This is a genomic window from Pseudomonas sp. BF-RE-21, assembly GCF_019947305.1.
GTDB classification, from domain to species: domain Bacteria; phylum Pseudomonadota; class Gammaproteobacteria; order Pseudomonadales; family Pseudomonadaceae; genus Aquipseudomonas; species Aquipseudomonas migulae.
The window spans coordinates 120,575-143,877 of the sequence record NZ_JAGYGF010000002.1 but is presented as its reverse complement, the minus strand read 5'-3'; the positions used below and the strand labels follow the sequence as shown (position 1 = coordinate 143,877).

The window sequence follows — 23,303 nt, the reverse complement described above, 5'->3', positions numbered from 1 at the left end:
TCGTGGCTGACGTCTAACGGCCACTATCGATCAGGAGTTACTCAATGAACGTTCGTCTGCTGGGTTTGGCCGTAGCTTTAGGTTTAGCACTTCCGGTGGCCGCTCAGGCGCAGATGCTGCAGCCGGGTTTGTGGGAATTGACCTCGAGCAACATGAAGGTCGATGACCAGAACATGCCGGATCTGCAACTGATCCTCGGTCAGATACAGAGCCAGATGACGCCTGAACAGCGTGCGCAGCTGGAGAAGCAGGGCATCACCATGGGCGGCAAGGGGATCCGGGCTTGCCTGACGCCGGAGCAAGTGAAGACCGACAACATTCCGCTGACGGATCCGCAATCGGGCTGCAAGCAGGAAATCACCGAGCGCACCGGTAACCAGTGGAAATTCCGCTTCAGTTGCCCGAAAGCGCAGGGTGCGGGTGTGGCCACATTCCTCAGTGATCGTGAGTTCACCACTAAGGTGAATGGCACGTTCAACGCTACCGGCATTCAGCAGAAAGGTAGCCTTGATACTCGCGCGGTGTGGTTGGGGCAGGATTGCGGGACAGTGAAGCCAAGGGCTTAAAAGCTTCGCGGGCAAGCCTCGCTCCTACGGGGACGGTGTGAATCCTGTAGGAGCGAGGCTTGCCCGCGAAGGCGTCATTTCAGACACCCGCAATCCCCGTTGATCTCAGCCAATCACACACCGCCTCAATGGCCATCCGGCCAAAATCCTCTCCGGTGCGACTGCGCACGCTGACAAACCCGCCTTCTTTTTCTTTCTCCCCAATCACCACCAGATACGGCACTTGCTGGCTGTGTTCGCGAATCTTGTGGCGGACCTTCTCGTTGCGCAGGTCCGCACGGGCGCGTACGCCGCTTCGGCGCAAGGCCTCGGTCACCCACTGTGCGTAATCCGTTTGGCGATCATCCATGCTCACGACCATCACGTGCGGCGGTGCCCGCCAGTCGTCCAGTTCCTCCTGGCAAGACCAGCACGTGCCATAGATCCGCTGTGGCGAAAGGCCGCTGATGTGATCGAGCGCGAATGCCTGCAACACTCTGGTTGCCGGAGCATGCGGGCCCATCGACACACATTCGAAGTCCCCGAGCAGGTAGGTCGCAAGTTTTTCCATGTACTTGGAACGCGGTGACGGCTCGCGCCGGCGGATCGAATGATTGGTCGCCGCCAGGGTCTTCATGCGCGCTTCGATGCCCGCAAGGTCGTCCAGGTTTAACGGTCGTTCAAAGGCAAACTCATAATAGAACCCGTCACCCAGCGCCGATCCGGTCTGCAATTGCGCTTTTGGATAGAGCTGTTTCACGGCCATCGCCAGCATCAATGCGCAGGAGCGGCGCAATATCTCCAGGCCATCGGGCTCTTGGGGCGTGACGATGCTGACCCGGGCATCGGCTTCGATCAAGAACTGACAGTCCACCAATACGCCGTCCACCCGGCCGGCGACGGCTGCTTTGGCAAGCCCGGGACCAATGCTCGCGGCGAACTCGTACACCGACAACGGTTGGTCGTATTCACGCAATGAACCATCGCTCAGAGTGATGTGGATCATGTCGGTGCTCTCGAGTGCTGCACTAGCGTGTAAACCGTAGCGGTAAACCCTGGCAGCTGTCATTAAGACATTTGTCGTGCCACGCCATTTGCCCCGATACCAACGTAGTGCTAACGCTGTGGCGAAAGCGCCGTTGCGCGAAGGGCGTCCAGCCGCATTGAGACAGGATCGGCTGTTGGGAGACGGCAACGCCACCAGGTTCGGGTTTGATCAACACCAGGTCGGCCCAATACCCTTCGCGCAAATAGCCTCGGTCGGGAATCGCAAACAGATCGGCGACACGGTGACTGGTCTTGGCCACAAGGGTGGTGATCGGTAGAACGTCATCCGCCACCAACTCCAGCAGGGCGGGCAGGGCGTGTTGCACCAATGGCAAGCCGGACGGTGCCTGGCAGTAGGGACGTTGCTTCTCGTCCCAGGTGTGAGGCGCGTGGTCGCTGCCGATGACGTCCAGTCGATCACTCATCAAGGCTCGGCGCAAGGTGTCTCGGTCGGCCTGGGTCTTGATCGCCGGGTTGCATTTGATCAAGTTGCCGAGCGCTGCGTAGTCGCGATCGTCGAAGAACAGGTGGTGCAGACAGACTTCGGCGGTAATGCGTTTTTGTGTCAGTGGCTTGTCTTCGAACAACGCCAGTTCGCGGGCGGTGGTCAGGTGCAACACGTGAAGCCGGGTGCCATGCCGCTTGGCCAGATCCACGGCCATCGAGGACGAACGGAAGCAGGCCTCGGCATTGCGGATCAGCGGATGGGCTGCGGCGGGAATATGCTCGCCGAACAGCGCTAGCAGGTTCACCGCATTGGCGTCGATGCTGGGCGTGTGTTCGCAGTGGGCCAACAGAATGGTCGGCACTTCAGCGAATAGCCGCTCCAGAACCTTGGGATCATCTACCAGCATATTGCCCGTGGACGCGCCCATGAACACTTTTACGCCGGCCACTTCGCAAGGATTGAGCGCGGCGATGGTGTCGAGATTGTCGTTGCTCACGCCGAAGTGAAAGCCGTAGTTGGCCACCGAATTGATCGCTGCGCGGCGCTTCTTATCGGCCAATGCTGCCAGCGTCAGGGTCGCCGGATTCGTGTTGGGCATGTCCATGAAACTGGTGATGCCGCCGGCCACCGCTGCTCGCGATTCGGTGTAGAAACTGCCCTTGTCGGGCGAACCGGGATCGCGGAAGTGCACCTGATCATCGATCATTCCAGGCATCAACCACTGGCCGTCAGCATCGATTTCGACGGCAGCATTTTCCCCTTCGATGCTGCTCGCGATCTTGATGATGCGACCATGGCCGACCAACAGATCACCGTCAAACTCACGTCCTTCATTCACCAGCCGGGCATTGCGAATCAGCACGTTGTTCATGGTCAGAACTCGTTTTGCAGGGCTTTGTAGCCACGCACCAGATCGACGTTGGTGCGCGCCACGTCTTCGGAAAACTCCGAGGCGCTGACGCTCACCGGCGGGAATTGCGACAGGTCAGTCTTGGGCCCGATGCGGGTGGTGGAGGGCACGTAGAAGTCGGCAGGCAAGTCGCGACCGTCGACCACCGAGTTGTGCCGCACCACGCTGCCATCACCGACGGCGCAGTTGAACAGCACGCTGTTGAACCCGATGAACACCCGGTCGCCCACGGAGCACGGTCCATGAACGATGGAGCGGTGGGCGATCGAGCTGAACTCGCCGATCGTCACCGCCGCACCGGACTTGGAGTGGATCACCACGCCGTCCTGGATGTTCGAGTTGGCGCCGATGGTGATCGGCTCCATCTCGCCCGAGGCGTCGACTTCGTCCGCGCGAATCACCGCGTAGGGGCCGACGAAAACGTTCTCGCCGATCACCACTTTGCCGCAGATGATCGCGGTCTTATCGACGTAGGCGGACTCCGCAATCAGCGGCAAATCACCTGAGGGATTCTTGCGGATCATGGCTTGCTCAACGCCTCGTACAAGGTGTTGAGGTTGTACTCGAACAACCCGGTAAAGGTGCTCGCCGGACCGCTGGCGGCGAGCGCATCGGAGTACAGCGTGCCGCCGATGTGCGCACCGCTTTCATCGGCAATCTGCTTGAGCAGGCGGGCATCCTTGATGTTCTCCATGAACACCGCTTTGACCTTGGCCTGGCGAATCTGGGTGATCAGCGCAGCGACTTCGGCGGCGGAAGGTTCGCGCTCGGTGGACAGACCTTGCGGCGCCATGAAGTCGATGCCGTAGGCCTGACCGAGATAACCGAATGCGTCGTGGGACGTGACGATCTTGCGGTTGCCCGGTGGCAGCGAACCGAGCTTGGCTTTGGCTTCGGCGAGCAGCGCGTAGATCTGTTTCAGGTAGGCCTGGCTGTTGCGTACATAGTCGGCTTTGTTCGCCGGGTCGGCGGCGATCAGCGCCTTGGTGATGTTGCTGATGTACAGCTCGGTGTTCGCCAGGTTGTGCCAGGCGTGAGGGTCGGGGACGGTCTCGCCATCTTCATCCAGCGAGCGTGGGATGACGCCGTGGCTCGCGCTGATGACCGGGGTTTTGGTCTCGGTGCTTGTCACCAGGCGGTCCAGCCACGGCTCGAAACCCAAGCCGTTTTTGATGATGAGTCTGGCCTTGAGCAATGCCTTGGCATCATCCGGGGTCGGCTCATAGGTGTGAGCATCGGCGTCGGGGCCAACCATGTTGGTGATCTGGATGTGCTCGCCACCGACCTGATGGGTCATGTCGGCGAGGATGCTGAAGCTGGTGACCACCTGCAGTTTTTCCGCCGCAGACAACGACATCGACAGCATCAAACTGAACAGCACGAGTAAAGCGCGCATCGGGAAACACCTCATTGGGATGTGAGCAAGGGCGGGCGGCGCAGCAAGCCGTGCACCGGTCCGAACACCACGGACAGCAAATACCCGCCGCCAGCCACCAGCACGATCGCGGGGCCGCTGGGCAGCGAGTAGTAGAACGACAGCAACAAGCCGAGCCACACCGAGAGGCAGCCGAGCAGCCCGGCGATGGCCATCAACACGGGCAAGCGTCGGCTCCAGAAACGCGACGCGGCGGCGGGCAACATCATCAGACCGACGACCATCAACGCACCAATGGCTTGAAATCCGATCACCAGATTCAGCACCACCAATGTCAGGAATACGCCGTGTGCCAGCGGACCAAGACGGCTGACGGTTTGCAGAAACAGTGGGTCGAGGGTGTCCAGCAACAACGGTTTGTAGATGAGCGCCATGGCGATAAGGCTGAGCCCTGAGACCCACAACATGCCGGTCAACGTCGGACCGTCGACCGCCAACGCCGAGCCAAAAAGCAGGTGCAGCAGGTCCAGGCGTTTACCGGCGATGCCGAGGATCAGCACGCCGCTGGCGAGGGAGATTGGGTAGATTGCGGCGAGGCTCGCGTCTTCTCTCAGACCTGTGCGGCGGGTGATCCATGCCGCGAGCCCGGCCATGCTCAAGCCCGCACCGAGGCCGCCGAAGGTCAATGCCGGCAAGCTCAGCCCGGCGAACCAGAAGCCGAGCGCGGCGCCGGGCAGAATGCCGTGAGCGACCGCGTCGCCGATCAGACTCATGCGTCGCAGAATCAGAAACACCCCGAGCGGTGCCGTGCTGCAGGCCAACACCAATCCACCGAGCAGTGCCCGGCGCATGAACACGAACTCGTGGAACGGTTGCCAAAGATGGGCAGCGGCGAGCATCAGGCCACCTGCGTCTGTGGTTGTTGGCGGATAAGCTCGGTGCTGGAGCCGAGGACGCAGCCGCTGCTTTTGATCAGCAGCGTTTGAGGAATGTGTTGGCGCACGGCGGCGAGGTCATGACACACGACCACCAGGGTTCGACCTTCGGCGTGCCAGGCGTGGATGTTTCTCCACAGCAGTGATTGACCGAGTTCGTCGAGGGCAGCATGAGGTTCATCGAGCAACAGCAAGGGCGCTTCGGCGAGGCTCAATCGGGCGAGCAGGGCGCGCTGCAATTCGCCGCCGGAGAGGGCCATCAATGGGCGCTGCTCCAGACCGGTCAGGCACCAGTTTTCCAGTGCGGCTTTAAGGCGTTGGCTTCGGACTTCGGGGGATTGCTTGGTGCCCCAGAAACCCGCGGCGACCAACTCTTGCAGACTGATCGGGAATTGCCGGTCGAGGTGCTGTTGCTGGGGGAGGAACGAGAGTGAGCCTTTGCGTGGAACATCCAGGATCACTTTGCCGGTCAGTGGTTTTTGCAGGCCGGCGATGACTTTCAGCAGGCTGCTTTTGCCTGAGCCGTTGGCGCCGATCACGGCGGTCAGGCTGCCTTGGTTCAGTTCGAAATCTACCGGCGGCGTGAGCGGTTGGCCCGGTGCACCCCAGCGCAACGCCTCGCAGCGAATCATGCGGCCTCCCAATTCCATCGGCTTTCGGCGACGGCGTCGTGGGCGTGCAGGCTCTCGGCGTGGACGACTTTCAAGTGGAAGGCATTGATGCCGGGCGAGCGCTTCAACGCCAGATTCAAACGGCGAACGGCGTCTTCGCAGAACATCAGGTTTTGACCATTGGCCAGCGCGAAGGCTTGTTCGTCCGCGCGCTTTACCGCGGTTTGCACGGCGGTGCCGAGGGCGGCTTCGGCGTCGTTAATCAGTGCAATCAGTGGCAGGTCATCGAGATAATCATCGAGACGCAGCCTCAGCTGCGCATTGCTGCGTTGGCTGTGAGGCGTGGCAACGACGCCTTTTGTGGTGCCGAGCCAAGCCAAAACATCGGCGTGTTGCAGTGGCTGGTTGGCAAAGTCGTCGACGAATTGCTGCTGAATCAACTGCCGCGCCAGTGCAGCTGAACAGGGGCAAGTTGAGGAATAGGGGATGTCGATGTTTAGTTCCACGTGGAACATCGCGTTTTTCAAACGCGCATTGATGCTGACTGGATAGGATTTCCAACCGGACAATGGACTGATCAGCGCTGGCCGTTTGAGCAGCAAATCTGCGTGAATGTTCAGGTAAGCGCTGTGGGATAGACCTTCATGGGTATCAAGAAATCGCTGCAAGACACGCCGCAACAGGGCGGGTGTCAGCCGTTCCTGTTCGAGCATTTCCAGCGCCAGGTACAGCCGCGACATATGAATGCCGCGCGCTTCTCCATCGTCGAGGCTCACGCCCGCATCGGCCTTCGCGCTCAATCGTTGGCCATCGAACAAAACTGGAAGAGCAATGCCGCACATGCCCACCCATTCAAGTGGCAGGGCTTGGCGTGAGGCCTGCGCGGCGATATCCGGCAGAGTCAGCGCATTCATGAGCAGGTCCATCGTGGAAGTCGGTTCGACATGTTATGTTATTACATTAAAATCGACTACGCCTTTTTCACGAGCGGCTTTCACCATGCACAGACGTCACTTGCTCAACTTGATCCTGGCCAGCGCGGCCTTCGCATTGCCCTTCGGTGTTGGCGCCACGCAAATTCGCAACGCGCGGCTCTGGCGCTCGGATGACAAGCTGCGCCTGGTGTTCGATCTGAGCGGGCCGGTGCAGTACAAAACCTTTTCACTGAGCGCGCCTGAGCGGCTGATCATTGACCTCAGTGGCGCCGACCTCAGTGGCGACTTCAGCCAGCTGGTGCTTGGCAACACGGTGATTCGCTCGATCCGCTCCGGGCACTTTGGTCAGGGCGATACGCGGATCGTTCTCGACCTCAGCGGCCCGGTGCAGCTCAACAGCTTTTTGTTGCCGCCGCAGGACGGGCAGGGTCATCGGCTGGTGCTCGACCTGAAGACAGCGGCACCCTTGCAAATAGCCGCCGCGCCCGTGACAGCCATCGACAAGGCTCACCCGAAACGGGACATCATCGTGGTGGTCGACCCCGGTCATGGCGGCAAAGACCCGGGCGCGGTCGGTGCCAAAGGTGAACGTGAGAAAGACGTGGTGCTGTCCATCGCTCAGCTGCTGGCCAAACGGCTGAAACGGGAGAAGGGCTTCGACGTGAAACTGGTGCGCAACGACGACTTCTTCGTCCCGCTGCGCAAGCGCGTGGAGATCGCCCGCAAACACAACGCCGATATGTTCATCTCGGTGCATGCCGATGCGGCGCCGCGTCTCACGGCTTCTGGCGCGTCGGTGTATTGCTTGTCTGAGGGCGGAGCGACGTCGGCCACGGCGCGCTTCATGGCGCAGCGAGAGAACGGCGCGGACCTGCTGGGCGCCACCAGCCTGCTCAATCTCAAGGACAAGGACCCGATGCTGGCCGGGGTGATTCTCGACATGTCGATGAACGCCACCCTCGCCGCGAGTTTGCAGTTGGGCAGCACCGTGCTCGGCAGTCTGGCGGGCATCACCACGTTGCATCAGAAGCGCGTGGAGCAGGCAGGATTTGCCGTGCTGAAATCGCCGGATGTGCCGTCGATCCTGGTGGAAACCGGCTTCATTTCCAACGCTCGCGACAGTCAGCGGCTGGTCACGGCGCGGCATCAGCAGGCCGTGGCTGACGGATTGTTCGAAGGATTACAGCGCTACTTCCAGAAGAATCCGCCGGTCAACAGTTACATCGCCTGGCAACAAGAACAGCAAAAAGCGCAGGCCTAGCAACCGGTGATCCGGCTGCAAGTGAACCTGGCACTGCTGCCACCTGAGCTGGAAAACCGGTTGATGGTGGTCCAGCCAACCCGACGGTTGTAGCCCACCCAGGCTTCGCCGTCGGAAGCGATCCCTGTGAAGAATGTCAGTTGCCCGTAGCGACTGTTGGTTTGCGCCCAATAGCGCTTGCCCGCCCGTTCGAAGCCTCGCAAGTAGATCGTGCTGCCGGCGGTGTTGACGCTGTAAGCGTTGCCGTCGGCATCCACGCAGGCCAGCAGGTTGGCGCTGCGGGTGCAGCTGGCCAGGCTCGGGATTTGCGCCCAAGCGTCTACGGCGACCAGCAACGAAACGCTAATCAGCGTTAATTTCAAGGCAGTGCGCATGGGGTTTCTCTCGGGGCGAACGGGCTCCAGCATCCTGCCCTTTGTCACTGCCGGCAAGAGGGGAGTAGTTTAATTGCATTGTTATACTATAACATTGAATTAAGCCCGACACTGCGACCGGGCATCTCCTGTGAGGACTACCTGATGCCCAATCGTCTCCCCGTGACCGTTTTGTCGGGCTTTCTCGGCGCCGGCAAAAGCACGCTGCTCAACTACGTGCTGCGTAACCGCGACAACCTGCGAGTCGCCGTGATCGTCAACGACATGAGCGAAATCAACATCGATGGCAGCGAAGTTCAGCGTGATGTCACCCTGAACCGCGCCGAAGAAAAACTCGTGGAAATGAGCAACGGCTGCATCTGCTGCACCTTGCGCGAAGACCTGCTCGAAGAAGTCAGCCAACTCGCCAGGGACGGCCGCTTCGATTACTTGCTGATCGAATCCACCGGCATTTCCGAACCCCTTCCCGTGGCGGAAACCTTCACTTTCCGCGACGAAGAAGGGCAAAGCCTGGCCGACATCGCACGTCTCGACACAATGGTCACTGTGGTCGATGGCATGAACTTTTTGCTCGATTATCAGGCCGCCGAAAGCCTCGCCTCTCGTGGCGAAACCCTTGGCGAAGAGGACGAGCGCTCGATCACCGACCTATTGATCGAGCAGATCGAATTCGCCGACGTGATCCTGATCAGCAAGATCGATTTGATCAGCAGCCGCGAGCGTCAGGAGCTGATCGCGATCCTCGAACGATTGAACTCGCAAGCCGAAATCATCCCGATGGTCATGGGCGAAATCCCGCTGAAAAAGATCCTCAACACCGGTCGTTTCGACTTTGAAAAAGCGGCGCAGGCGCCAGGCTGGTTGCAGGAACTTCGCGGTGAGCACGTGCCGGAAACCGAGGAATACGGCATCGCTTCCACGGCGTATCGAGCACGCAGGCCGTTTCATCCACAGCGCTTTTTCAGCTTCATCGACCGTCCGTGGGTAAATGGCAAATTGCTGCGCTCGAAAGGTTTTTTCTGGCTCGCGAGCAAACCCATGGACGCGGGCAGTTGGTCTCAGGCGGGCGGTTTGATGCGCCATGGTTTTGCCGGCCGCTGGTGGCGTTTCGTGCCGAAAACCCAATGGCCGCAGGACGAAGAAAGCACCGCCGGGATCATGGAAAACTGGACCGCCGCCACTGGCGATTGCCGGCAGGAACTGGTGTTCATTGGCCAGAACATCGACTTCAACTTACTCACTGCGGAACTCGACGACTGCCTGCTGAGTGATGAAGAAATGGCGTCCGGCGTCGAGGGCTGGCGATTGTTGCCCGATCCGTTCGGCCCCTGGCATGAAGAGGACGCCGCGTGATGCTGGCGCCGACCTTGAAGTTACGACCGGTCATTTGCCAGGTTCAGGGTGAGACGCCGCAAGCCCTCGCGCGAATTCTGGACGACGGCGTGAACCTCGCCATTTGGCAGCGCCGACTCCCGGTGCACATCGCCGATTTCGGCCGTTTGTTGCTGTCCCTGAACGAGCCATTGGCCGAGTCGCTGGTTTTGGAAATGCCCGCTGACGACACCGAGCCCAATCTGCAGGGACTGGCCTCGGGCTTCAACGATCTTGAAGGCTACGAAGGCTTCATCACCGATGTTTCTTGGTTGGTCAGCGCATTCGCCTGTCTGTTGGGCGCCAAGCGTATCGGCGTGCGTCTACGGGTTCTGGACAAAGCCATGTGCCCGCGTTTTCACGTCGATCATGTGCCCGTGCGCTTGATCACCACGTACGCCGGAATCGGCAGCGAATGGCTGAAGGAAGGGGCAATGGATCGCCGCCAATTGAGCAAGCCCGAAGCCGAACCCACGGATGATTCGCTGATCCAGCACATCGGCAGCGGTTACGTGGCTTTACTCAAGGGCGAGAAATGGCACGGCAACGAAGGCTTTGGCCTGATCCACCGCTCGCCGCAACCCGCGCCGGGCGAGCGCCGCTTGATCCTGACCCTCGACTGGTTGGGTTAGCGAATCAAGGCTTGAGCCAGTTGCCCTGGCTCTGGCCTTCGCAAAACGGCTTCAGATACGCCGCGTCGGTGGCCACGCCGTAATAGTGAATATCCTGTCGGTAAGGCATATTGGCGACTTGGGCGTTGCTGCACACACCGAATGCGCCGCCGGGGCATTGGTCGACGTATTGCACATCGACTTTCTGGCCTGCAAGGTTGGGCTGGCAGAACCCGTCGGCGAAGAGCTTTTCCGGGATGTTGCGGTTCTGCTGGCAGACTTTCACGTCGAGGCGCTCAGCCGTGCTATGTACTACGCAAGCCTGGGCCAGCGCCTCGCCGCAAACCAGCGCCAGAAGCAACGTCCAGCCAATCAACCGCATCCTTTACCTCCTCAGAAAACACCGACCATGTTGCAGAACATTCCCACGCACGTCATTGCCGGCCCCTTGGGCGCAGGCAAGACCAGTTTGATCAAGCATCTGTTGGCGCAGCGGCCGGCGAACGAGCGCTGGGCGGTGTTGATCAACGAGTTCGGCCAGATCGGCCTCGACGCTGCGTTGCTGACCCGGGACGCCGATGGTATCGCACTGGGCGAAGTGGCCGGGGGCTGTTTGTGTTGCGTCAATGGTGCGCCGTTTCAGATCGGCCTCGGACGTTTGCTGCGCAAGGCGCGGCCGGATCGGTTGTTTATCGAGCCGTCCGGGCTGGGCCATCCGGCGCAGTTGCTCAGGCAACTGCAAGAGGCGCCGTGGTTGGGTGTGCTGGCCGTCCAGCCCAGCGTGCTGGTGCTGGATGCCCAAGCGCTGGCGGCCGGCAAACCGCTGCCTGTGACGCAGCAGGAGGCGTTGGGCAGCGCCGGGTTGTTGCTGCTGAACAAGTCGGAAAACCTCGACACGAGCGATCGTCAGCGAATCGTTGCGCAGTTGCCGGCGCGTCGCGTGTACTGGACGCAACAGGCGCGGTTGCCATTGAGCGAGTTGCCCGGCCTGGAGGCGAAGGCTGTGGCGGGTGTGGATAACTTCATCCAACCCAAAGGAATGGCGCAGATGCCGACCGTCTGGACCGATCCCGAGGTGCCGATTTGCTTGAGTCAGGAGCAGGAGGGGGGCTGGAGCATTGGCTGGCGCTGGCATCCGAGCCAGACATTCGATTCCGCGCGCGTTGGCCGATGGCTTGAAAGCCTTGCCTGGCGGCGGGCGAAGCTGGTTATCCACAGCAGCGACGGCTGGGTTTCAGCGAATGCCCTGGATAACTCGCAATTGGCGTGGCAGCCCAGTGAATGGCGCCGGGATTCGCGGATCGAGCTGATCTTCAGCGAGCCGCAGCAGGTTGATTCATTGCAGAGCGCACTGGCCGACTGTCGGTTGAATTAAGGACGCCATTTTGTGTGTTCTTGCCGCCACTGACTAAGCTCAATCACTTCAGCGCGAGGCTTCGCCACGTCGACCACCGGAGGCGTGTCGTCGAACGGCATCGGGTAGGGCGCCAGTTCGATCTGCGCGCTGTGGGCGCCGAACTGGGTGATGGTGCCGTTGTGGCGGGTTTCACCGGTCACCGTGAATTCGAAGTTATACACGCGGGCCAGGCGTCGCCGCCCGTTGGCATCCTTGATGAAGGCGATTTTTTTCAGCGCCACGTTGCCGTCCAGCAACTCGATGCCGAGCTTGACGCAGTGCAGCTTGACCCGCTCCAGCGCACGCTCGCGCAAGCCATGGTTGTGCCACAGCCACGCGCCGCCAGTGGCGAGCAGCATCAACACGAAGATATTTCCGAGGGTCAGCATCAACAGGGTGCTCCAACTAGATAGTGTCAGCTTAACTGCGTCGCCGGCCTGTCGTACAGGCTGCGTTTAGTCGCATACTGCGCGGCTTGAATTTCAATCGGTTTACGGAAAACTCACCGCATGAAACGTACGCCCCATCTGCTCGCCATTCAGTCCCACGTGGTGTTCGGCCACGCTGGCAACAGCGCCGCGGTTTTCCCGATGCAGCGGGTCGGGGTGAATGTCTGGCCGCTCAATACCGTGCAGTTCTCCAACCACACCCAATACGGGCAATGGGCGGGCGACGTGCTGGCACCGCAGCAGATTCCCGAATTGGTCGAAGGCATCGCAGCAATTGGCGAGCTGGGCAATTGCGATGCGGTGTTGTCCGGTTACCTCGGCAGTGCCGCCCAGGGCCGGGCGATCCTGACGGGCGTGGCGCGGATCAAGTCGATGAATCCCAAGGCACTGTATCTGTGCGACCCGGTGATGGGCCATCCAGAGAAGGGGTGCAGCGTGCCGGCTGAAGTCAGCGATTTTCTGCTGGAGGAAGCGGCAGCCATGGCGGACTTCATGTGCCCGAACCAACTTGAGCTGGACAGCTTCTCGGGCCGCAAGCCGCAGTCGCTGTTCGATTGCCTGGCCATGGCGAAAGCGTTGCTGGCACGCGGTCCGCAGGCGGTGCTGGTCAAGCATCTGGCCTATCCCGGCAAACCGGAGGATGTGTTCGAGATGTTGCTGGTGACAAGCGAAGGCAGCTGGCACCTGCGACGTCCAATGCTGGCGTTTCCGCGTCAGCCGGTGGGCGTTGGCGACCTGACATCCGGCCTGTTTCTGGCGCGTGTACTGCTGGGCGACAGCCTGGTGGCGGCGTTCGAATTTGCTGCGTCGGCGGTGCATGAAGTGCTGCTGGAGACCCAGGCGTGCGCCAGTTACGAGTTGGAGCTGGTGCGGGCGCAGGACCGGATTGCGCATCCGCGCGTGCGGTTTGAAGCCACCGCGATCAGCCTTTAAAAGCTTCGCGGGCAAGCCTCGCTCCTACAGGGATCGCATACAAACTGTAGGAGCGAGGCTTGCCCGCGAATGCGATTTAACGGTCAAACGTATCAGGCGTCGCCCTTGATCTCCTGATACCGCTTTTCCAGCTCCTGACGAATCTGCCGACGCTGCTGGGCCTGCATGTAGCGGCGTTTGTCTTCGCTGTTCTGCGGTTGCAGCGGCGGTACGGCGGCCGGTTTGCGGTCGTCATCCACCGCAACCATGGTGAAGAAGCAGCTGTTGGTGTGGCGCACCGAGCGCTCGCGGATGTTTTCGGTCACCACCTTGATGCCGACCTCCATGGAGGTGTTGCCGGTGTAGTTGACCGACGCCAGGAAGGTCACCAGTTCGCCGACATGGATCGGCTCGCGAAAAATCACCTGATCCACCGACAGGGTCACCACGTAGCGGCCGGCATAGCGGCTGGCGCAGGCGTAGGCCACTTCGTCCAGGTACTTGAGCAAGGTGCCGCCGTGGACATTGCCAGAGAAGTTGGCCATGTCGGGAGTCATCAGTACCGTCATCGACAGCTGGGCGTTTCCGGGTTCCATAACGTTCTCACGGTTCAAGGCAGGTTTCGGAGGAGTGCACCTCTGCGGGTGCCTGTTCGGTTTTTTCAAACCACAGTTATCGGGACGCCGGGCGGGTGATCGCCGTCACGCCGGATCGATCTGTTTCCATATATTGCACCGCCTTTCTGACGGAAGTCGCGGTGTTAACCTCCGAAAGTCGACCTTAAGGAGCCCCACGCCATGCATGCCATCAGTTTTATTCAGGATCTGGCAGTGATCATGCTGGTCGCAGGCGTGGTGACCGTACTGTTTCACCGCCTCAAACAACCGGTCGTCCTCGGCTACATCGTCGCCGGGTTCATCATCGGCCCGCACACGCCACCCTTCGGCCTGATCCACGACGAAGAAACCATCAAGACCCTCGCCGAACTCGGGGTGATTTTCCTGATGTTTTGCCTGGGCCTGGAGTTCAGCCTGCGCAAACTGTTCAAGGTCGGCGCCACGGCGTTTATCGCGGCGTTCCTGGAAATCGTGCTGATGATCTGGATCGGCTACGAAATCGGCCGCTGGTTCGACTGGAACACCATGGACTCGCTGTTCCTCGGCGCGATCCTGGCCATCTCTTCGACCACCATCATCGTCAAGGCACTCAATGACCTGAAGATGAAAAACGAGCGTTTCGCGCAGCTGATTTTCGGCGTACTGATCGTCGAGGACATTCTCGGCATCGGCATCATTGCCTTGCTGTCGAGCATCGCGGTCAGTGGCACGGTCAGTTCCGGCGAAGTGTTTTCCACGGTCGGCAAGCTCTCGCTGTTCATGATCGTCGCGCTGGTAATCGGGATTCTGCTGGTGCCGCGCCTGCTGGCCTACGTGGCCAAATTCGAAAGCAACGAGATGCTGCTGATCACCGTGCTGGGCCTGTGTTTCGGCTTCTGCCTGTTGGTGGTCAAGCTTGAATACAGCATGGTGCTCGGCGCGTTCCTGATTGGCGCGATCATGGCCGAGTCGCGGCAATTGCTGAAGATCGAGCGCCTGATCGAGCCGGTTCGCGACCTGTTCAGTGCGATCTTTTTCGTCGCCATCGGGCTGATGCTCGACCCGATGATCCTGCTGCAATACGCCTGGCCAATCGCAGTCATTACCGTCGCGGTGGTACTCGGCAAGATGCTGTCCTGTGGCCTCGGAGCCTTTATCGCTGGCAATGACGGACGCACCTCACTGCGCGTGGGAATGGGGCTTTCGCAGATTGGCGAATTTTCTTTCATCATCGCGGCACTGGGGATGACCCTGCAGGTCACCAGCAACTTCCTGTACCCGGTCGCCGTTGCGGTGTCGGTGATCACTACGCTGCTGACGCCGTATCTGATCCGCGCGGCTGATCCGCTGTCGATCAAACTGGCTGGCGTGATGCCGCAGCGGTTGGGCCGCGTATTGGGGATGTATGGCGAATGGCTGCGCAGCATCCAGCCTCAGGGCGAGGGCGCGCTACTGGCGTCGATGATCCGGAGGATTCTGTTGCAGGTGGGGGTCAATCTGGCGCTGGTGATTGCGATTTTCTTCTCGGGCGCTTTTTTTGCCGAGCGGATGTCTCCCTATTTGCAGGACTGGATCAGCGACCCAAGCTGGCAGAAGGCGTTGATCTGGGGTGGGGCATTGCTGTTGTCGCTGCCGTTCCTGATCGCCGCCTATCGCAAGCTCAAGGCACTGTCGATGTTGTTGGCGGAGATGGGCGTGAAACCGGAGATGGCCGGCCGTCACACGCAGCGAGTGCGTCGGGTGATCGCCGAGGTGATCCCGATCCTTTCGCTGTTGGTGATCTTCCTGCTGTTGGCAGCCTTGTCGGCCAGTATTCTGCCGACCAACAAGTTGCTGGTGCTGATTGTCGTGGTCGCGGCCGCCGTGGCGGCGCTGCTCTGGCGCTGGTTCATCCGCGTGCACACGCGGATGCAGGTGGCCTTGCTGGAAACCCTGGACAATCACAAGGAATCTTCGGGGCATTGACCACGCGGCGCGTCAGACGGCTCAGCTTTCCAGCCAGACGTCTCGTGCCCAGTGCCACACCGATTCCCAGGTTTCTTCGGCAATCAGCTCTTCTTCGGCTTGCCACAGCACTACAGTGCCGTCTTCTTCGACGCAGTAGTAGTCGTCACCGTCCTGGCAGATCGGGATCAGGCTGCGATCGACACCGGCGTCCCAGGCGTTGGCAGCAACGTCCGGCAGGTAGGTGTGGGATTGCGGGTCGGTGACGGTCACCGGCTCCAGGCTGCCGTAGACCACGTCGCTGACGGTCAGCAAAAATTCTCTGAAAACAAATGGGATGTCGATGAACAGTTGTTCTTCGATTTCGACCAGCAGATCTTCGTCGGGCAGCTCCAAGGGGACCGGTACCGGTTCGTTGGCTTCACGCAGTTGTTCGATGATTTCTTCCACGTCCGGGATCCTCTTGCTTGTATGGCGCGGTTTAGTTGGGGCGGTTTATACAGTAGCTCGCTATAGATGCAACCGTGAAATAGAAAACCCCGGCCGAGGCCGGGGTTTTTGTTGCGACACATTTAACGCAGGTCGGTTCAGCCGTTCTGGCGGATACCGGCAACCAGCCAAGGCTGGTTCTCACCCTGTGGACGTTCCATGTTCCAGCTTTCGCTGAACACTTCGCCCTGGTCGAAACGCGAGGTTTTCGACACGCCGCTGAAGGTCAGGGTGGCGATGGTCTTGTCGGCGCGATCATCGACGCCATCCAGTTGAACATTGAGGTTATCAATGTAGGTGGACTGGAAACCCTCACCCAGATCGGCACGTTCGCGCTTGAGGAACTCAAGCAGCTGCGGGGTCACGAACTCGGCGATCTTGTCCATTTCGTTGGCGTCCCAGTGTTGCTGCAGGGACTGGAAGTGGTTGCGGGCCGCTTCAATGAAGTTCTTTTCATTGAACCAGGCTGGCGCGTTGATGACCGGACGAGCGGCAGCCGGAGCGGCCGAACCACCGAAGATCGAACCCATGGCGCTTGGCTTCTGCTCGAACACTTCACGCTGCATCGGGGCGCCAGCCGGAGCCAGGTGCTCCTGTTGCTTGCGACGACGAGCGGCGATGAAACGGAAGACCAGGAAGGCAATGACGGCCATGATCAGGATGTCGAAGATCTGCATGCCCTCGAAGCCGCCGCCCATGAACATGGAAGCCAGCAGGCCACCGGCCGCGATACCGGCCAGAGGGCCGAGCCAGCGCGAAGCACCGCCGGCCTTGGCGGCAGCGCCAGCGGCACCGGCCGCGCCCGCAGTGGCAGCAGCGCCACCTGCAGCAGAAGAAGGAGCCATTTGGCTGGTCTGGTGAGTCGGCGCAGCGCCGGAGCTCTTGCCGCCACCAAAGCGCTTGGCGTTGGCGTCGAGGCTCATCGTCAGGCCGATGCACAACGCCATGGCGATGCTAAGAAAACGTTTCATAAAGGGAATTCCCATTTGTGGATGGCACGCGCGCCATGTTGCACAGCTGAAGTGTTACTGGCTAGCGGCAGAGTGTTTCGGGCTTTTGCCTGACAGGTCGTGTTCAGCTTCAGTCAGGGCAATAAGGCCTGTTAACTTTGGTCCGTAGGACGAGTGGATAGGTTCTGTAGGAAGGGGCCTAGCGTCGTAGCGCAAGCATGACCACACCGGCCGTGATCAGGCCGATTCCGCCCCATTGGCGCAGGTCGAGTTTTTCACCCAGCAGGATCACGCCGAGCACCGCCACCAGCACCACACTGAGTTTGTCCACCGGAGCGACCAGCGAGGCCGGCCCCAGTTTCAATGCGCGGAAGTAGCAGATCCACGAGGCACCGGTGGCCAGTCCCGACAGCAGCAGGAACAGGTAGCTCCTGGCCGAGATCGATCCTAATGACTGATATTGGCCCGTGGCGTACAAAATCAAGGCCAGGCTGACCAACACCACCGCGGTGCGCAGCAACGTGGCGAAGTCGGAGTTGACGTTTTCGATGCCGATTTTGGCAAAGATCGCGGTCATGGCGGCAAAAGCTGCCGACATCAGGGCCCAGAATGTCCAGGAAGAAAAGAAACCTGAGCCCATGGTTCGCGCCTTTATAAGATCAACCTGCCGAGGTGGATTAACCACAAACCCCTGTGGGAGCGAGCCTGCTCGCGATAGCCGCACCACGGTTTTCCGGATAAACCGCGGCGCCCTCATTCGCGAGCAGGCTCGCTCCTACAGAAAAGCCGATAACCCTTAGATCGCTTCCAGTTTCGCGTAACCCAACATCAGCCACTTGCTGCCTTCGCTGAAGTTCACCTGCACCCGGGCCTGCGCGCCGGCACCTTCGAAGTTCAGGATCACGCCGTCGCCAAACACCGAATGCCGTACGGTCTGACCGAGGCTGAACCCGGTGTCCGGGATCTCGCTGCCGCCAAACAGGCTGCTGGAACTCTGCTGCTGGCCGCCGCCAAACGGGCGACTGACACTGTTGGACAGGCGCACTTCCTGAATCAGGCCTTTCGGCACTTCACGTACGAAACGCGAGACCTTGTTGTAGGTTTCGCTGCCATACAGGCGTCGGGTTTCAGCATAGGTCATCACCAGGTTCTGCATCGCCCGGGTAATGCCGACGTAGGCCAAACGACGTTCTTCCTCAAGGCGACCCGGCTCTTCCAGGCTCATCTTGTGCGGGAACAGGCCTTCTTCCATGCCCACCAGGAACACGTAAGGGAATTCCAGGCCTTTGGCGCTGTGCAAAGTCATCAGCTGAATGCTGTCTTCGTGCTCGTCGGCCTGAGTATCGCCAGCCTCCAGCGACGCGTGACCGAGGAACGCCGCCAGTGGGGTCAGGTCTTCGTCTTCTTCAGCGTTTTCGAAGTTGCGTGCGGCGCTGACCAGTTCCTCAAGGTTTTCTACCCGAGCCTGGCCTTTTTCGCCTTTTTCCGCTTCGTGATAGGCAATCAGACCGGACTGCTCGATGACGGTCTGGGTCATCAGGTGCAGCGGCATTTCCATGCACTTGGCGGCGAGGTTCTCGATCAGCTCGATAAACGCGCCAAGCGCACCCGCTGCGCGACCGGTCAGGCCTTTATTGGCAACCAGCAGGCGCATGGCTTCCCACATCGACACATCACTGTGGCGCGCATGGTCGCGAATCGCTTCAACGGTTTTCTCGCCGATGCCGCGCGCCGGAACGTTGATCACCCGCTCCAGTGCTGCATCGTTGCCACGACCTTCCAGCAAACGCAGGTAAGCCATGGCGTTCTTGATTTCAGCCCGCTCGAAGAAGCGCTGACCGCCATAGATGCGGTACGGGATGCGCTCGCGCAGCAAGGCTTCTTCCAAAACGCGGGATTGGGCGTTGGAGCGGTACAAAATCGCGATATCGCTGCGAGCCAAGCCGGTTTTCAGCGCGCTTTCGATGGTTTCCACCACGTAGCGTGCTTCATCGTGTTCGTTGAACGCCGCGTACAGATTGATCGCTTCGCCTTCGCCGCCGTCGGTCCACAGCTCTTTGCCCATGCGCCCGGTGTTGTTGGCGATCAGGGCGTTGGCTGCCTTGAGGATACCGGCAGTGGAGCGGTAGTTCTGCTCCAGACGAATGGTCTCGGCGTCCGGGAAATCGTCGGAGTACTGATAGATGTTCTCGATTTTCGCGCCGCGCCAGCCGTAGATCGACTGATCGTCGTCGCCCACCACCATCAGGCTGTCGCCGCCCTTGGCCAACAGTCGCAGCCAGGCGTACTGCACGGCGTTGGTGTCCTGGAACTCGTCCACCAGGATGTGCCGGAAGCGCTTCTGATAGTGCGCCAGCAAACCCGGGTGATCGCGCCACAAGTCGAGGGCTCGCAGCAGTAATTCGGAGAAATCGATCACGCCAGCGCGCAGGCACGCGGCCTCGTAGGCCTCATAAATGCTGCGCATGGTGGCCAGGAACAGGTCGCCGCTGGCTTGAATGTGTTGCGGACGCAGACCTTCGTCTTTCTGCCCGTTGATGAACCACTGCGCCTGACGGGCCGGCCAGCGTTGCTCGTCCAGACCCAATTCGCGAATAACGCGTTTGACCAGGCGTTGCTGGTCGTCGCTGTCGAGAATCTGGAAGGTCTGGCTCAGGCCGGCTTCCTGCCAGTGCGCCCGCAGCAAGCGGTGCGCCAGGCCGTGGAAAGTGCCGACCCACATGCCGGCCGGGTTAATACCCATCAACTGCTCGATGCGATGACGCATCTCGGCAGCGGCCTTGTTGGTGAAGGTCACCGACAGGATTGAGTGGGGCGAGGCGTTTTCGACCTGGATCAACCAGGCGATACGGTGCACCAGCACTCGGGTTTTACCGGAACCAGCACCGGCCAGGACCAACTGACGACCCACGGAGGCTGCTACGGCCTGGCGTTGGGCATCGTTGAGGGAGTTCAGCAGAAGGGAGAGATCATCGCGCATCGGGGCATTCTAGGGGGCGGCGCCACACCGGGCAAACCCCGCTTTGCTTTAGCCGATGAAAGATACGCGAAGGACGACCGGTCGGTCACTGGCTGCAGGCGTTGGCGGGGCTCGCTTCCAGCGTTTCCAGGGGGTAAAAGGGCTCCGGGCTTTTGCAGAAATTATGATCTGGAGCAGTTTGGTAAGGGCATTGGCTTGTGTATGCTCCGTCCACGTTTCGGGCTCATGCTCATCATTATAAGAACAAGAACATTGCCTATGACCCTCAGCTCCGACCTGTCGGGCCCCACTGTGGAGCCCCGGGTTATCCGCAAACAGTACGCCATGGAAATGGCGGTCGAGCGCACGCGCCTGCTTTATCAAGGCTCGTTGCTGCCGACGCTGTTCATGCTGATCAATGGCCTGGTGTGTGCGGGATTGCTCTGGAGTCCGCAGCGCTACTTCCTGGTCAGCGTCTGGCTGGTGTGGCTATTGTCGCTGGTGGCGCTGCGGGTGATTCAGGTCGCCGCTTTCGATTCGGCCATTCCCAATCGCCAGGCCCATCCGGTCTGGCGTCGCATGTTTTTGCTCGGTTCGGCCATGACCGGCCTGACCCTGGCCGGCGCCGGCATTGCCCTGGTGCCCGCCGACAATTTCATCCAGCAAGCCTGGGTGTTCGGCCTGATCGGCGCGGCAGCCCTCTCGGCCAGCGTCGCTTATGCCGTCAGCCTGCCAGCCTTCCTGTCCTTCACCTTGCCGTGCCTGTTACCGGCCATCGCCTACCTGTTCTGGGGCGGTGACGAGCAGGAGCAGGGCTGGGGCTGGTTCGGCCTGATTTTGCTGGGAGCGTTGAGCGTGGTCGCCTGGCAGGTCAATCGGCTGATTGATCGCGGGTTGTTGCGCCGCTTCCAGAATCAGGCATTGATCGAGCATTTGCAGCAGGCCCAGAGCCGCAGCGACCAGTTGAACCATGATCTTGCCAAAGAAATCGATCAGCGCCGTCGTGCCGAAGACGAGTTGCGAGAAATTCAGATTGGGCTGGAAAGCCGCGTCGCCCAGCGCAGCCTGGAGCTGGATGCTGCCAACCAGGCCCTGAGCAAAAGCGAGGCGCGCCTGGCGCTGGCCTTGAAGGCCAGTGAACTGGGGCTGTGGGACTGGAACCTGCAAACCGACGAAGTCCATCACACTCATATTCAAGAGTTGTTCGGCCTGGAGCCGGAATTCGTGACGGCCATGCTGCGTCACCTCAAGCCGCGCCTGCATCCCGAGGACTTGCCGTCGCTGAGGCGCGCACTGGTCGAGCACCTGAAGGGCCGCAGCGAGGACTATCAGATCGAATACCGCGTGCGCCATGGCGATGGTCATTGGGTCTGGATCGAGGACCGCGGTCGAGCGGTGGAGCGCAGTGACGGCGGTCGGGTGATCCGCATGGTCGGCACCCGCCGCGACATCAGCGCCAGCAAGATGCTGGAAGCCCAGCAGCAACTGGCGGCGACGGTGTTCGAGGCCGCCAGCGAAGGCATCATGATTTTCGATCCGAATTACGCACTCATCGCGGTAAACCAGGCGTTCAGCCGCTTAACGGGCTACGACATCGACGACATGCTCGGGCGCAACGTCGTGGAGCTGCCGTGCAGTCGCGATGCCCGTCGCCACTACGGGGCGATTCATCAGGCGCTGGAGCAACACGGCAGCTGGCAGGGCGAGCTGGTGGAAACGCGCAAGAACGGCGAGCTGTATCCGCAATGGCTGCAATTGAACGCCGTACGCGATACGCGGGGAAATGTCAGCCATATCGTCGGCTTCTTCGCCGATCTCTCGGCGCGGCGCGAATCCGAAGAGCGCATGCGTTACCTGACTCACTACGATGAACTGACTGGCCTGGCCAACCGTTCATTGTTCCGCGAAAGGTTGCGTGAAGCCCATCAGCGCGTGCGCCAGGGCGGGCGCAGTCTGGCGTTGTTGCACATCAATCTTGATCGCTTCAAGTTGCTCAACGACAGCCTTGGCCATGAAATCGCCGATCAGTTGTTGCAGAAAATGGCCCGGCGGCTGGTCAACGCACTGCCGGAAGCAGACACCATCGCCCGATTGTCCGGCGATGAGTTCGCCGTGCTGTTCGACGCTTACGGCAACCTTTCGAGCCTGGCGCGGGTGGCGACTCGCCTGTCGGCCAAGCTGCGTTTGCCGGTGACCGTCGAGGGGCACGAGCTGGTGGTCAGCGCGTCCATGGGCATCAGCATGTTGCCGGACAACGCACGGGAAATCTCCGCGCTGGTGAGTCAGTCGAACATGGCCATGCAACATGCCAAACACTTGGGCGGCAACAATTTCCAGTTCTACACCGACAGTCTGCAAGCCAGCACGCTTGAGCGCTTGCAGCTGGAAAACCAGCTGCGTAAAGCCATCGAAGAAAATCAACTTAAAGTGTTTTACCAACCCAAGCTTTGCCTCGCCACAGGCCGGCTGAATGCCGCCGAGGCATTGGTGCGCTGGGATCACCCGACCATGGGTCGCGTGCCTCCGTCGGACTTCATCGGCCTGGCCGAGGAAACCGGGCTGATCGGCCCGATCGGCGAGTTCGTGTTGCGTCAGGCGTGCTGGCAAGCCTGCGAATGGCAACGTCAGGGGCTGGAGCCGATCCGGGTATCGGTCAATTTGTCGGTGCATCAATTGCGCCAGGGCAAGCTGGTCAGCCTGGTGCGTCAGGTATTGGAAGAAACCGGGCTGGCGCCGCACTACCTCGAACTGGAGCTTACCGAAAGCCAGTTGCTGGACAGCGTTGAGCACATCATCGCGACGTTCCAGCAGCTACGTGATCTTGGGGTGAAGCTGGCCATCGACGATTTCGGCACCGGCTATTCGTCCCTGAGCTACCTCAAGCGCATTCCGGTGGATTACGTGAAGATTGATCAGGCATTCATTCGCGGCCTGGGGGAGGGGAGCGTGGATGCGGCGATCACCCGGGCGATCATTGCGATGGCCCACGGGTTGTCGTTGAAGGTGGTGGCTGAAGGCGTGGAGCGGTCGGAGCAGCTTGAGTTTTTGCAGGCTGAGCGCTGCGATGAAGTGCAGGGGTATTTGATCAGTCGCCCGATAGAAGCGGGTGGGTTGGCGGACCTTCTGCGAGCGCAATCCGCCTACTGAAGGTGTGTCGCACAATCACACCTTCCCGCCACTAAAAT

General features: G+C 60.4%; 23 protein-coding genes. 8 read left to right on the top strand and 15 right to left on the bottom strand.

Annotation, left to right across the window (positions count from 1 at the left end; genetic code table 11):
* The first annotated feature begins 44 nt into the window (after window positions 1-44).
* Window positions 45-566, top strand: a complete 522-nt coding sequence (locus KGB25_RS02260) for a DUF3617 domain-containing protein (protein ID WP_008041357.1) — start codon at window positions 45-47, stop codon at window positions 564-566.
* A 79-nt stretch (window positions 567-645) separates the two neighbouring features.
* On the opposite strand, the gene KGB25_RS02255 is transcribed toward KGB25_RS02260, so the two are convergent.
* From KGB25_RS02255 to folE2, 7 genes are read right to left on the bottom strand one after another with little or no spacing between them, the layout of a single operon-like run.
* Entirely contained in the window at window positions 646-1,551 is a 906-nt protein-coding gene (locus tag KGB25_RS02255; RefSeq protein ID WP_223434132.1) for a His/Gly/Thr/Pro-type tRNA ligase C-terminal domain-containing protein, read from the bottom strand.
* 22 nt (window positions 1,552-1,573) lie between these two features.
* Window positions 1,574-2,911, bottom strand: coding sequence for a dihydroorotase (locus tag KGB25_RS02250; RefSeq protein ID WP_223434131.1), 1,338 nt, complete (start codon window positions 2,909-2,911; stop codon window positions 1,574-1,576).
* Between the two features lie 2 nt (window positions 2,912-2,913).
* A complete protein-coding gene (locus KGB25_RS02245) occupies window positions 2,914-3,474 on the bottom strand; it encodes a DapH/DapD/GlmU-related protein (RefSeq protein ID WP_223434130.1) in 561 nt (186 codons plus the stop codon).
* Window positions 3,471-4,346 carry a metal ABC transporter substrate-binding protein gene (locus KGB25_RS02240; RefSeq protein ID WP_223434129.1) on the bottom strand — a complete coding sequence of 292 codons (876 nt, stop codon included), beginning with the start codon at window positions 4,344-4,346 and terminating at the stop codon, window positions 3,471-3,473. Before KGB25_RS02240 ends, KGB25_RS02245 begins: the two co-directional genes overlap by 4 nt.
* Before the next feature lie 11 nt (window positions 4,347-4,357).
* Window positions 4,358-5,224 carry a metal ABC transporter permease gene (locus KGB25_RS02235; protein WP_008041350.1) on the bottom strand — a complete coding sequence of 289 codons (867 nt, stop codon included), beginning with the start codon at window positions 5,222-5,224 and terminating at the stop codon, window positions 4,358-4,360.
* Window positions 5,224-5,892 (bottom strand): metal ABC transporter ATP-binding protein, encoded by a 669-nt coding sequence (locus tag KGB25_RS02230; RefSeq protein ID WP_223434128.1) that lies wholly within the window; start codon window positions 5,890-5,892, stop codon window positions 5,224-5,226. Before KGB25_RS02230 ends, KGB25_RS02235 begins: the two co-directional genes overlap by 1 nt.
* Window positions 5,889-6,785, bottom strand: coding sequence for a GTP cyclohydrolase FolE2 (gene folE2 / locus KGB25_RS02225; protein ID WP_223434127.1), 897 nt, complete (start codon window positions 6,783-6,785; stop codon window positions 5,889-5,891). The genes KGB25_RS02230 and folE2 overlap by 4 nt, the downstream gene beginning before the upstream one ends.
* An 85-nt stretch (window positions 6,786-6,870) precedes the next feature.
* On the opposite strand from folE2, the gene KGB25_RS02220 reads away from it, so the two are divergent.
* On the top strand, window positions 6,871-8,067 hold the full coding sequence (locus KGB25_RS02220) for an N-acetylmuramoyl-L-alanine amidase (RefSeq protein WP_223434126.1): 1,197 nt from the start codon (window positions 6,871-6,873) through the stop codon (window positions 8,065-8,067).
* Here the strand turns inward: KGB25_RS02220 and KGB25_RS02215 are convergent.
* Window positions 8,064-8,441: a glutamine synthetase gene (locus KGB25_RS02215; RefSeq protein WP_192228165.1), complete on the bottom strand. Its 378-nt coding sequence runs from the start codon at window positions 8,439-8,441 to the stop codon at window positions 8,064-8,066. The genes KGB25_RS02220 and KGB25_RS02215 overlap by 4 nt on opposite strands.
* Before the next feature lie 144 nt (window positions 8,442-8,585).
* On the opposite strand from KGB25_RS02215, the gene zigA reads away from it, so the two are divergent.
* Together zigA and KGB25_RS02205 are read left to right on the top strand one after the other, a co-directional pair.
* Window positions 8,586-9,794: a zinc metallochaperone GTPase ZigA gene (zigA, locus tag KGB25_RS02210; protein WP_223434125.1), complete on the top strand. Its 1,209-nt coding sequence runs from the start codon at window positions 8,586-8,588 to the stop codon at window positions 9,792-9,794.
* The gene (locus tag KGB25_RS02205) at window positions 9,794-10,444 is read left to right on the top strand and encodes a DUF1826 domain-containing protein (RefSeq protein ID WP_223434124.1); all 651 of its coding nucleotides are present in this window, start codon (window positions 9,794-9,796) and stop codon (window positions 10,442-10,444) included. The genes zigA and KGB25_RS02205 overlap by 1 nt, the downstream gene beginning before the upstream one ends.
* Before the next feature lie 4 nt (window positions 10,445-10,448).
* On the opposite strand, the gene KGB25_RS02200 is transcribed toward KGB25_RS02205, so the two are convergent.
* Window positions 10,449-10,805 (bottom strand): hypothetical protein, encoded by a 357-nt coding sequence (locus tag KGB25_RS02200; protein ID WP_008027465.1) that lies wholly within the window; start codon window positions 10,803-10,805, stop codon window positions 10,449-10,451.
* 27 nt (window positions 10,806-10,832) lie between these two features.
* Between KGB25_RS02200 and KGB25_RS02195 the strand changes: the two genes are divergently transcribed.
* Window positions 10,833-11,798, top strand: coding sequence for a CobW family GTP-binding protein (locus tag KGB25_RS02195; protein WP_223434123.1), 966 nt, complete (start codon window positions 10,833-10,835; stop codon window positions 11,796-11,798).
* Here the strand turns inward: KGB25_RS02195 and KGB25_RS02190 are convergent.
* The gene (locus KGB25_RS02190) at window positions 11,795-12,208 is read right to left on the bottom strand and encodes a DUF3301 domain-containing protein (protein ID WP_008027461.1); all 414 of its coding nucleotides are present in this window, start codon (window positions 12,206-12,208) and stop codon (window positions 11,795-11,797) included. The two genes, KGB25_RS02195 and KGB25_RS02190, sit on opposite strands and share 4 nt — an antisense overlap.
* A 120-nt stretch (window positions 12,209-12,328) precedes the next feature.
* Between KGB25_RS02190 and pdxY the strand changes: the two genes are divergently transcribed.
* Window positions 12,329-13,201, top strand: coding sequence for a pyridoxal kinase PdxY (gene pdxY, locus KGB25_RS02185; protein WP_008041336.1), 873 nt, complete (start codon window positions 12,329-12,331; stop codon window positions 13,199-13,201).
* A gap of 92 nt (window positions 13,202-13,293) precedes the next feature.
* Here pdxY and KGB25_RS02180 read toward each other — a convergent pair whose 3' ends face one another.
* Window positions 13,294-13,776: an acyl-CoA thioesterase gene (locus KGB25_RS02180; RefSeq protein ID WP_008027457.1), complete on the bottom strand. Its 483-nt coding sequence runs from the start codon at window positions 13,774-13,776 to the stop codon at window positions 13,294-13,296.
* A gap of 201 nt (window positions 13,777-13,977) precedes the next feature.
* Here KGB25_RS02180 and KGB25_RS02175 point away from each other — a divergent pair, with 201 nt between their 5' ends.
* Window positions 13,978-15,741 carry a cation:proton antiporter gene (locus tag KGB25_RS02175; RefSeq protein WP_008027455.1) on the top strand — a complete coding sequence of 588 codons (1,764 nt, stop codon included), beginning with the start codon at window positions 13,978-13,980 and terminating at the stop codon, window positions 15,739-15,741.
* Between the two features lie 21 nt (window positions 15,742-15,762).
* On the opposite strand, the gene KGB25_RS02170 is transcribed toward KGB25_RS02175, so the two are convergent.
* From KGB25_RS02170 to uvrD, 4 genes are all read right to left on the bottom strand, one after another.
* Window positions 15,763-16,170, bottom strand: coding sequence for an SMI1/KNR4 family protein (locus KGB25_RS02170; protein WP_003187120.1), 408 nt, complete (start codon window positions 16,168-16,170; stop codon window positions 15,763-15,765).
* A gap of 137 nt (window positions 16,171-16,307) precedes the next feature.
* Window positions 16,308-17,180 carry a Tim44 domain-containing protein gene (locus KGB25_RS02165; protein WP_192229995.1) on the bottom strand — a complete coding sequence of 291 codons (873 nt, stop codon included), beginning with the start codon at window positions 17,178-17,180 and terminating at the stop codon, window positions 16,308-16,310.
* Window positions 17,181-17,358: 178 nt separating this feature from the next.
* Window positions 17,359-17,799, bottom strand: coding sequence for an EamA family transporter (locus tag KGB25_RS02160; RefSeq protein ID WP_223434122.1), 441 nt, complete (start codon window positions 17,797-17,799; stop codon window positions 17,359-17,361).
* 156 nt (window positions 17,800-17,955) lie between these two features.
* Window positions 17,956-20,139, bottom strand: a complete 2,184-nt coding sequence (uvrD, locus tag KGB25_RS02155; RefSeq protein WP_008027451.1) for a DNA helicase II — start codon at window positions 20,137-20,139, stop codon at window positions 17,956-17,958.
* A gap of 258 nt (window positions 20,140-20,397) precedes the next feature.
* On the opposite strand from uvrD, the gene KGB25_RS02150 reads away from it, so the two are divergent.
* Complete coding sequence (locus KGB25_RS02150) at window positions 20,398-23,265, top strand: EAL domain-containing protein (RefSeq protein WP_223434121.1); 2,868 nt, start codon at window positions 20,398-20,400, stop codon at window positions 23,263-23,265.
* Window positions 23,266-23,303: the final 38 nt, after the last annotated feature.

What these genes read in the sequence shown, in the direction of transcription:
- KGB25_RS02180 (WP_008027457.1), bottom strand. Translation starts at nt 13,776, where the DNA reads ATGGAACCCGGAAACGCCCAGCTGTCGATGACGGTACTGATGACTCCC.
- KGB25_RS02195 (WP_223434123.1), top strand. Translation starts at nt 10,833, where the DNA reads ATGTTGCAGAACATTCCCACGCACGTCATTGCCGGCCCCTTGGGCGCA.
- KGB25_RS02245 (WP_223434130.1), bottom strand. Translation starts at nt 3,474, where the DNA reads ATGATCCGCAAGAATCCCTCAGGTGATTTGCCGCTGATTGCGGAGTCC.
- KGB25_RS02255 (WP_223434132.1), bottom strand. Translation starts at nt 1,551, where the DNA reads ATGATCCACATCACTCTGAGCGATGGTTCATTGCGTGAATACGACCAA.
- pdxY (WP_008041336.1), top strand. Translation starts at nt 12,329, where the DNA reads ATGAAACGTACGCCCCATCTGCTCGCCATTCAGTCCCACGTGGTGTTC.
- KGB25_RS02230 (WP_223434128.1), bottom strand. Translation starts at nt 5,892, where the DNA reads ATGATTCGCTGCGAGGCGTTGCGCTGGGGTGCACCGGGCCAACCGCTC.
- KGB25_RS02190 (WP_008027461.1), bottom strand. Translation starts at nt 12,208, where the DNA reads ATGCTGACCCTCGGAAATATCTTCGTGTTGATGCTGCTCGCCACTGGC.
- zigA (WP_223434125.1), top strand. Translation starts at nt 8,586, where the DNA reads ATGCCCAATCGTCTCCCCGTGACCGTTTTGTCGGGCTTTCTCGGCGCC.
- uvrD (WP_008027451.1), bottom strand. Translation starts at nt 20,139, where the DNA reads ATGCGCGATGATCTCTCCCTTCTGCTGAACTCCCTCAACGATGCCCAA.
- KGB25_RS02250 (WP_223434131.1), bottom strand. Translation starts at nt 2,911, where the DNA reads ATGAACAACGTGCTGATTCGCAATGCCCGGCTGGTGAATGAAGGACGT.
- folE2 (WP_223434127.1), bottom strand. Translation starts at nt 6,785, where the DNA reads ATGAATGCGCTGACTCTGCCGGATATCGCCGCGCAGGCCTCACGCCAA.
- KGB25_RS02150 (WP_223434121.1), top strand. Translation starts at nt 20,398, where the DNA reads ATGACCCTCAGCTCCGACCTGTCGGGCCCCACTGTGGAGCCCCGGGTT.
- KGB25_RS02235 (WP_008041350.1), bottom strand. Translation starts at nt 5,224, where the DNA reads ATGCTCGCCGCTGCCCATCTTTGGCAACCGTTCCACGAGTTCGTGTTC.
- KGB25_RS02205 (WP_223434124.1), top strand. Translation starts at nt 9,794, where the DNA reads ATGCTGGCGCCGACCTTGAAGTTACGACCGGTCATTTGCCAGGTTCAG.
- KGB25_RS02260 (WP_008041357.1), top strand. Translation starts at nt 45, where the DNA reads ATGAACGTTCGTCTGCTGGGTTTGGCCGTAGCTTTAGGTTTAGCACTT.
- KGB25_RS02175 (WP_008027455.1), top strand. Translation starts at nt 13,978, where the DNA reads ATGCATGCCATCAGTTTTATTCAGGATCTGGCAGTGATCATGCTGGTC.
- KGB25_RS02165 (WP_192229995.1), bottom strand. Translation starts at nt 17,180, where the DNA reads ATGAAACGTTTTCTTAGCATCGCCATGGCGTTGTGCATCGGCCTGACG.
- KGB25_RS02200 (WP_008027465.1), bottom strand. Translation starts at nt 10,805, where the DNA reads ATGCGGTTGATTGGCTGGACGTTGCTTCTGGCGCTGGTTTGCGGCGAG.
- KGB25_RS02215 (WP_192228165.1), bottom strand. Translation starts at nt 8,441, where the DNA reads ATGCGCACTGCCTTGAAATTAACGCTGATTAGCGTTTCGTTGCTGGTC.
- KGB25_RS02220 (WP_223434126.1), top strand. Translation starts at nt 6,871, where the DNA reads ATGCACAGACGTCACTTGCTCAACTTGATCCTGGCCAGCGCGGCCTTC.
- KGB25_RS02240 (WP_223434129.1), bottom strand. Translation starts at nt 4,346, where the DNA reads ATGCGCGCTTTACTCGTGCTGTTCAGTTTGATGCTGTCGATGTCGTTG.
- KGB25_RS02160 (WP_223434122.1), bottom strand. Translation starts at nt 17,799, where the DNA reads ATGGGCTCAGGTTTCTTTTCTTCCTGGACATTCTGGGCCCTGATGTCG.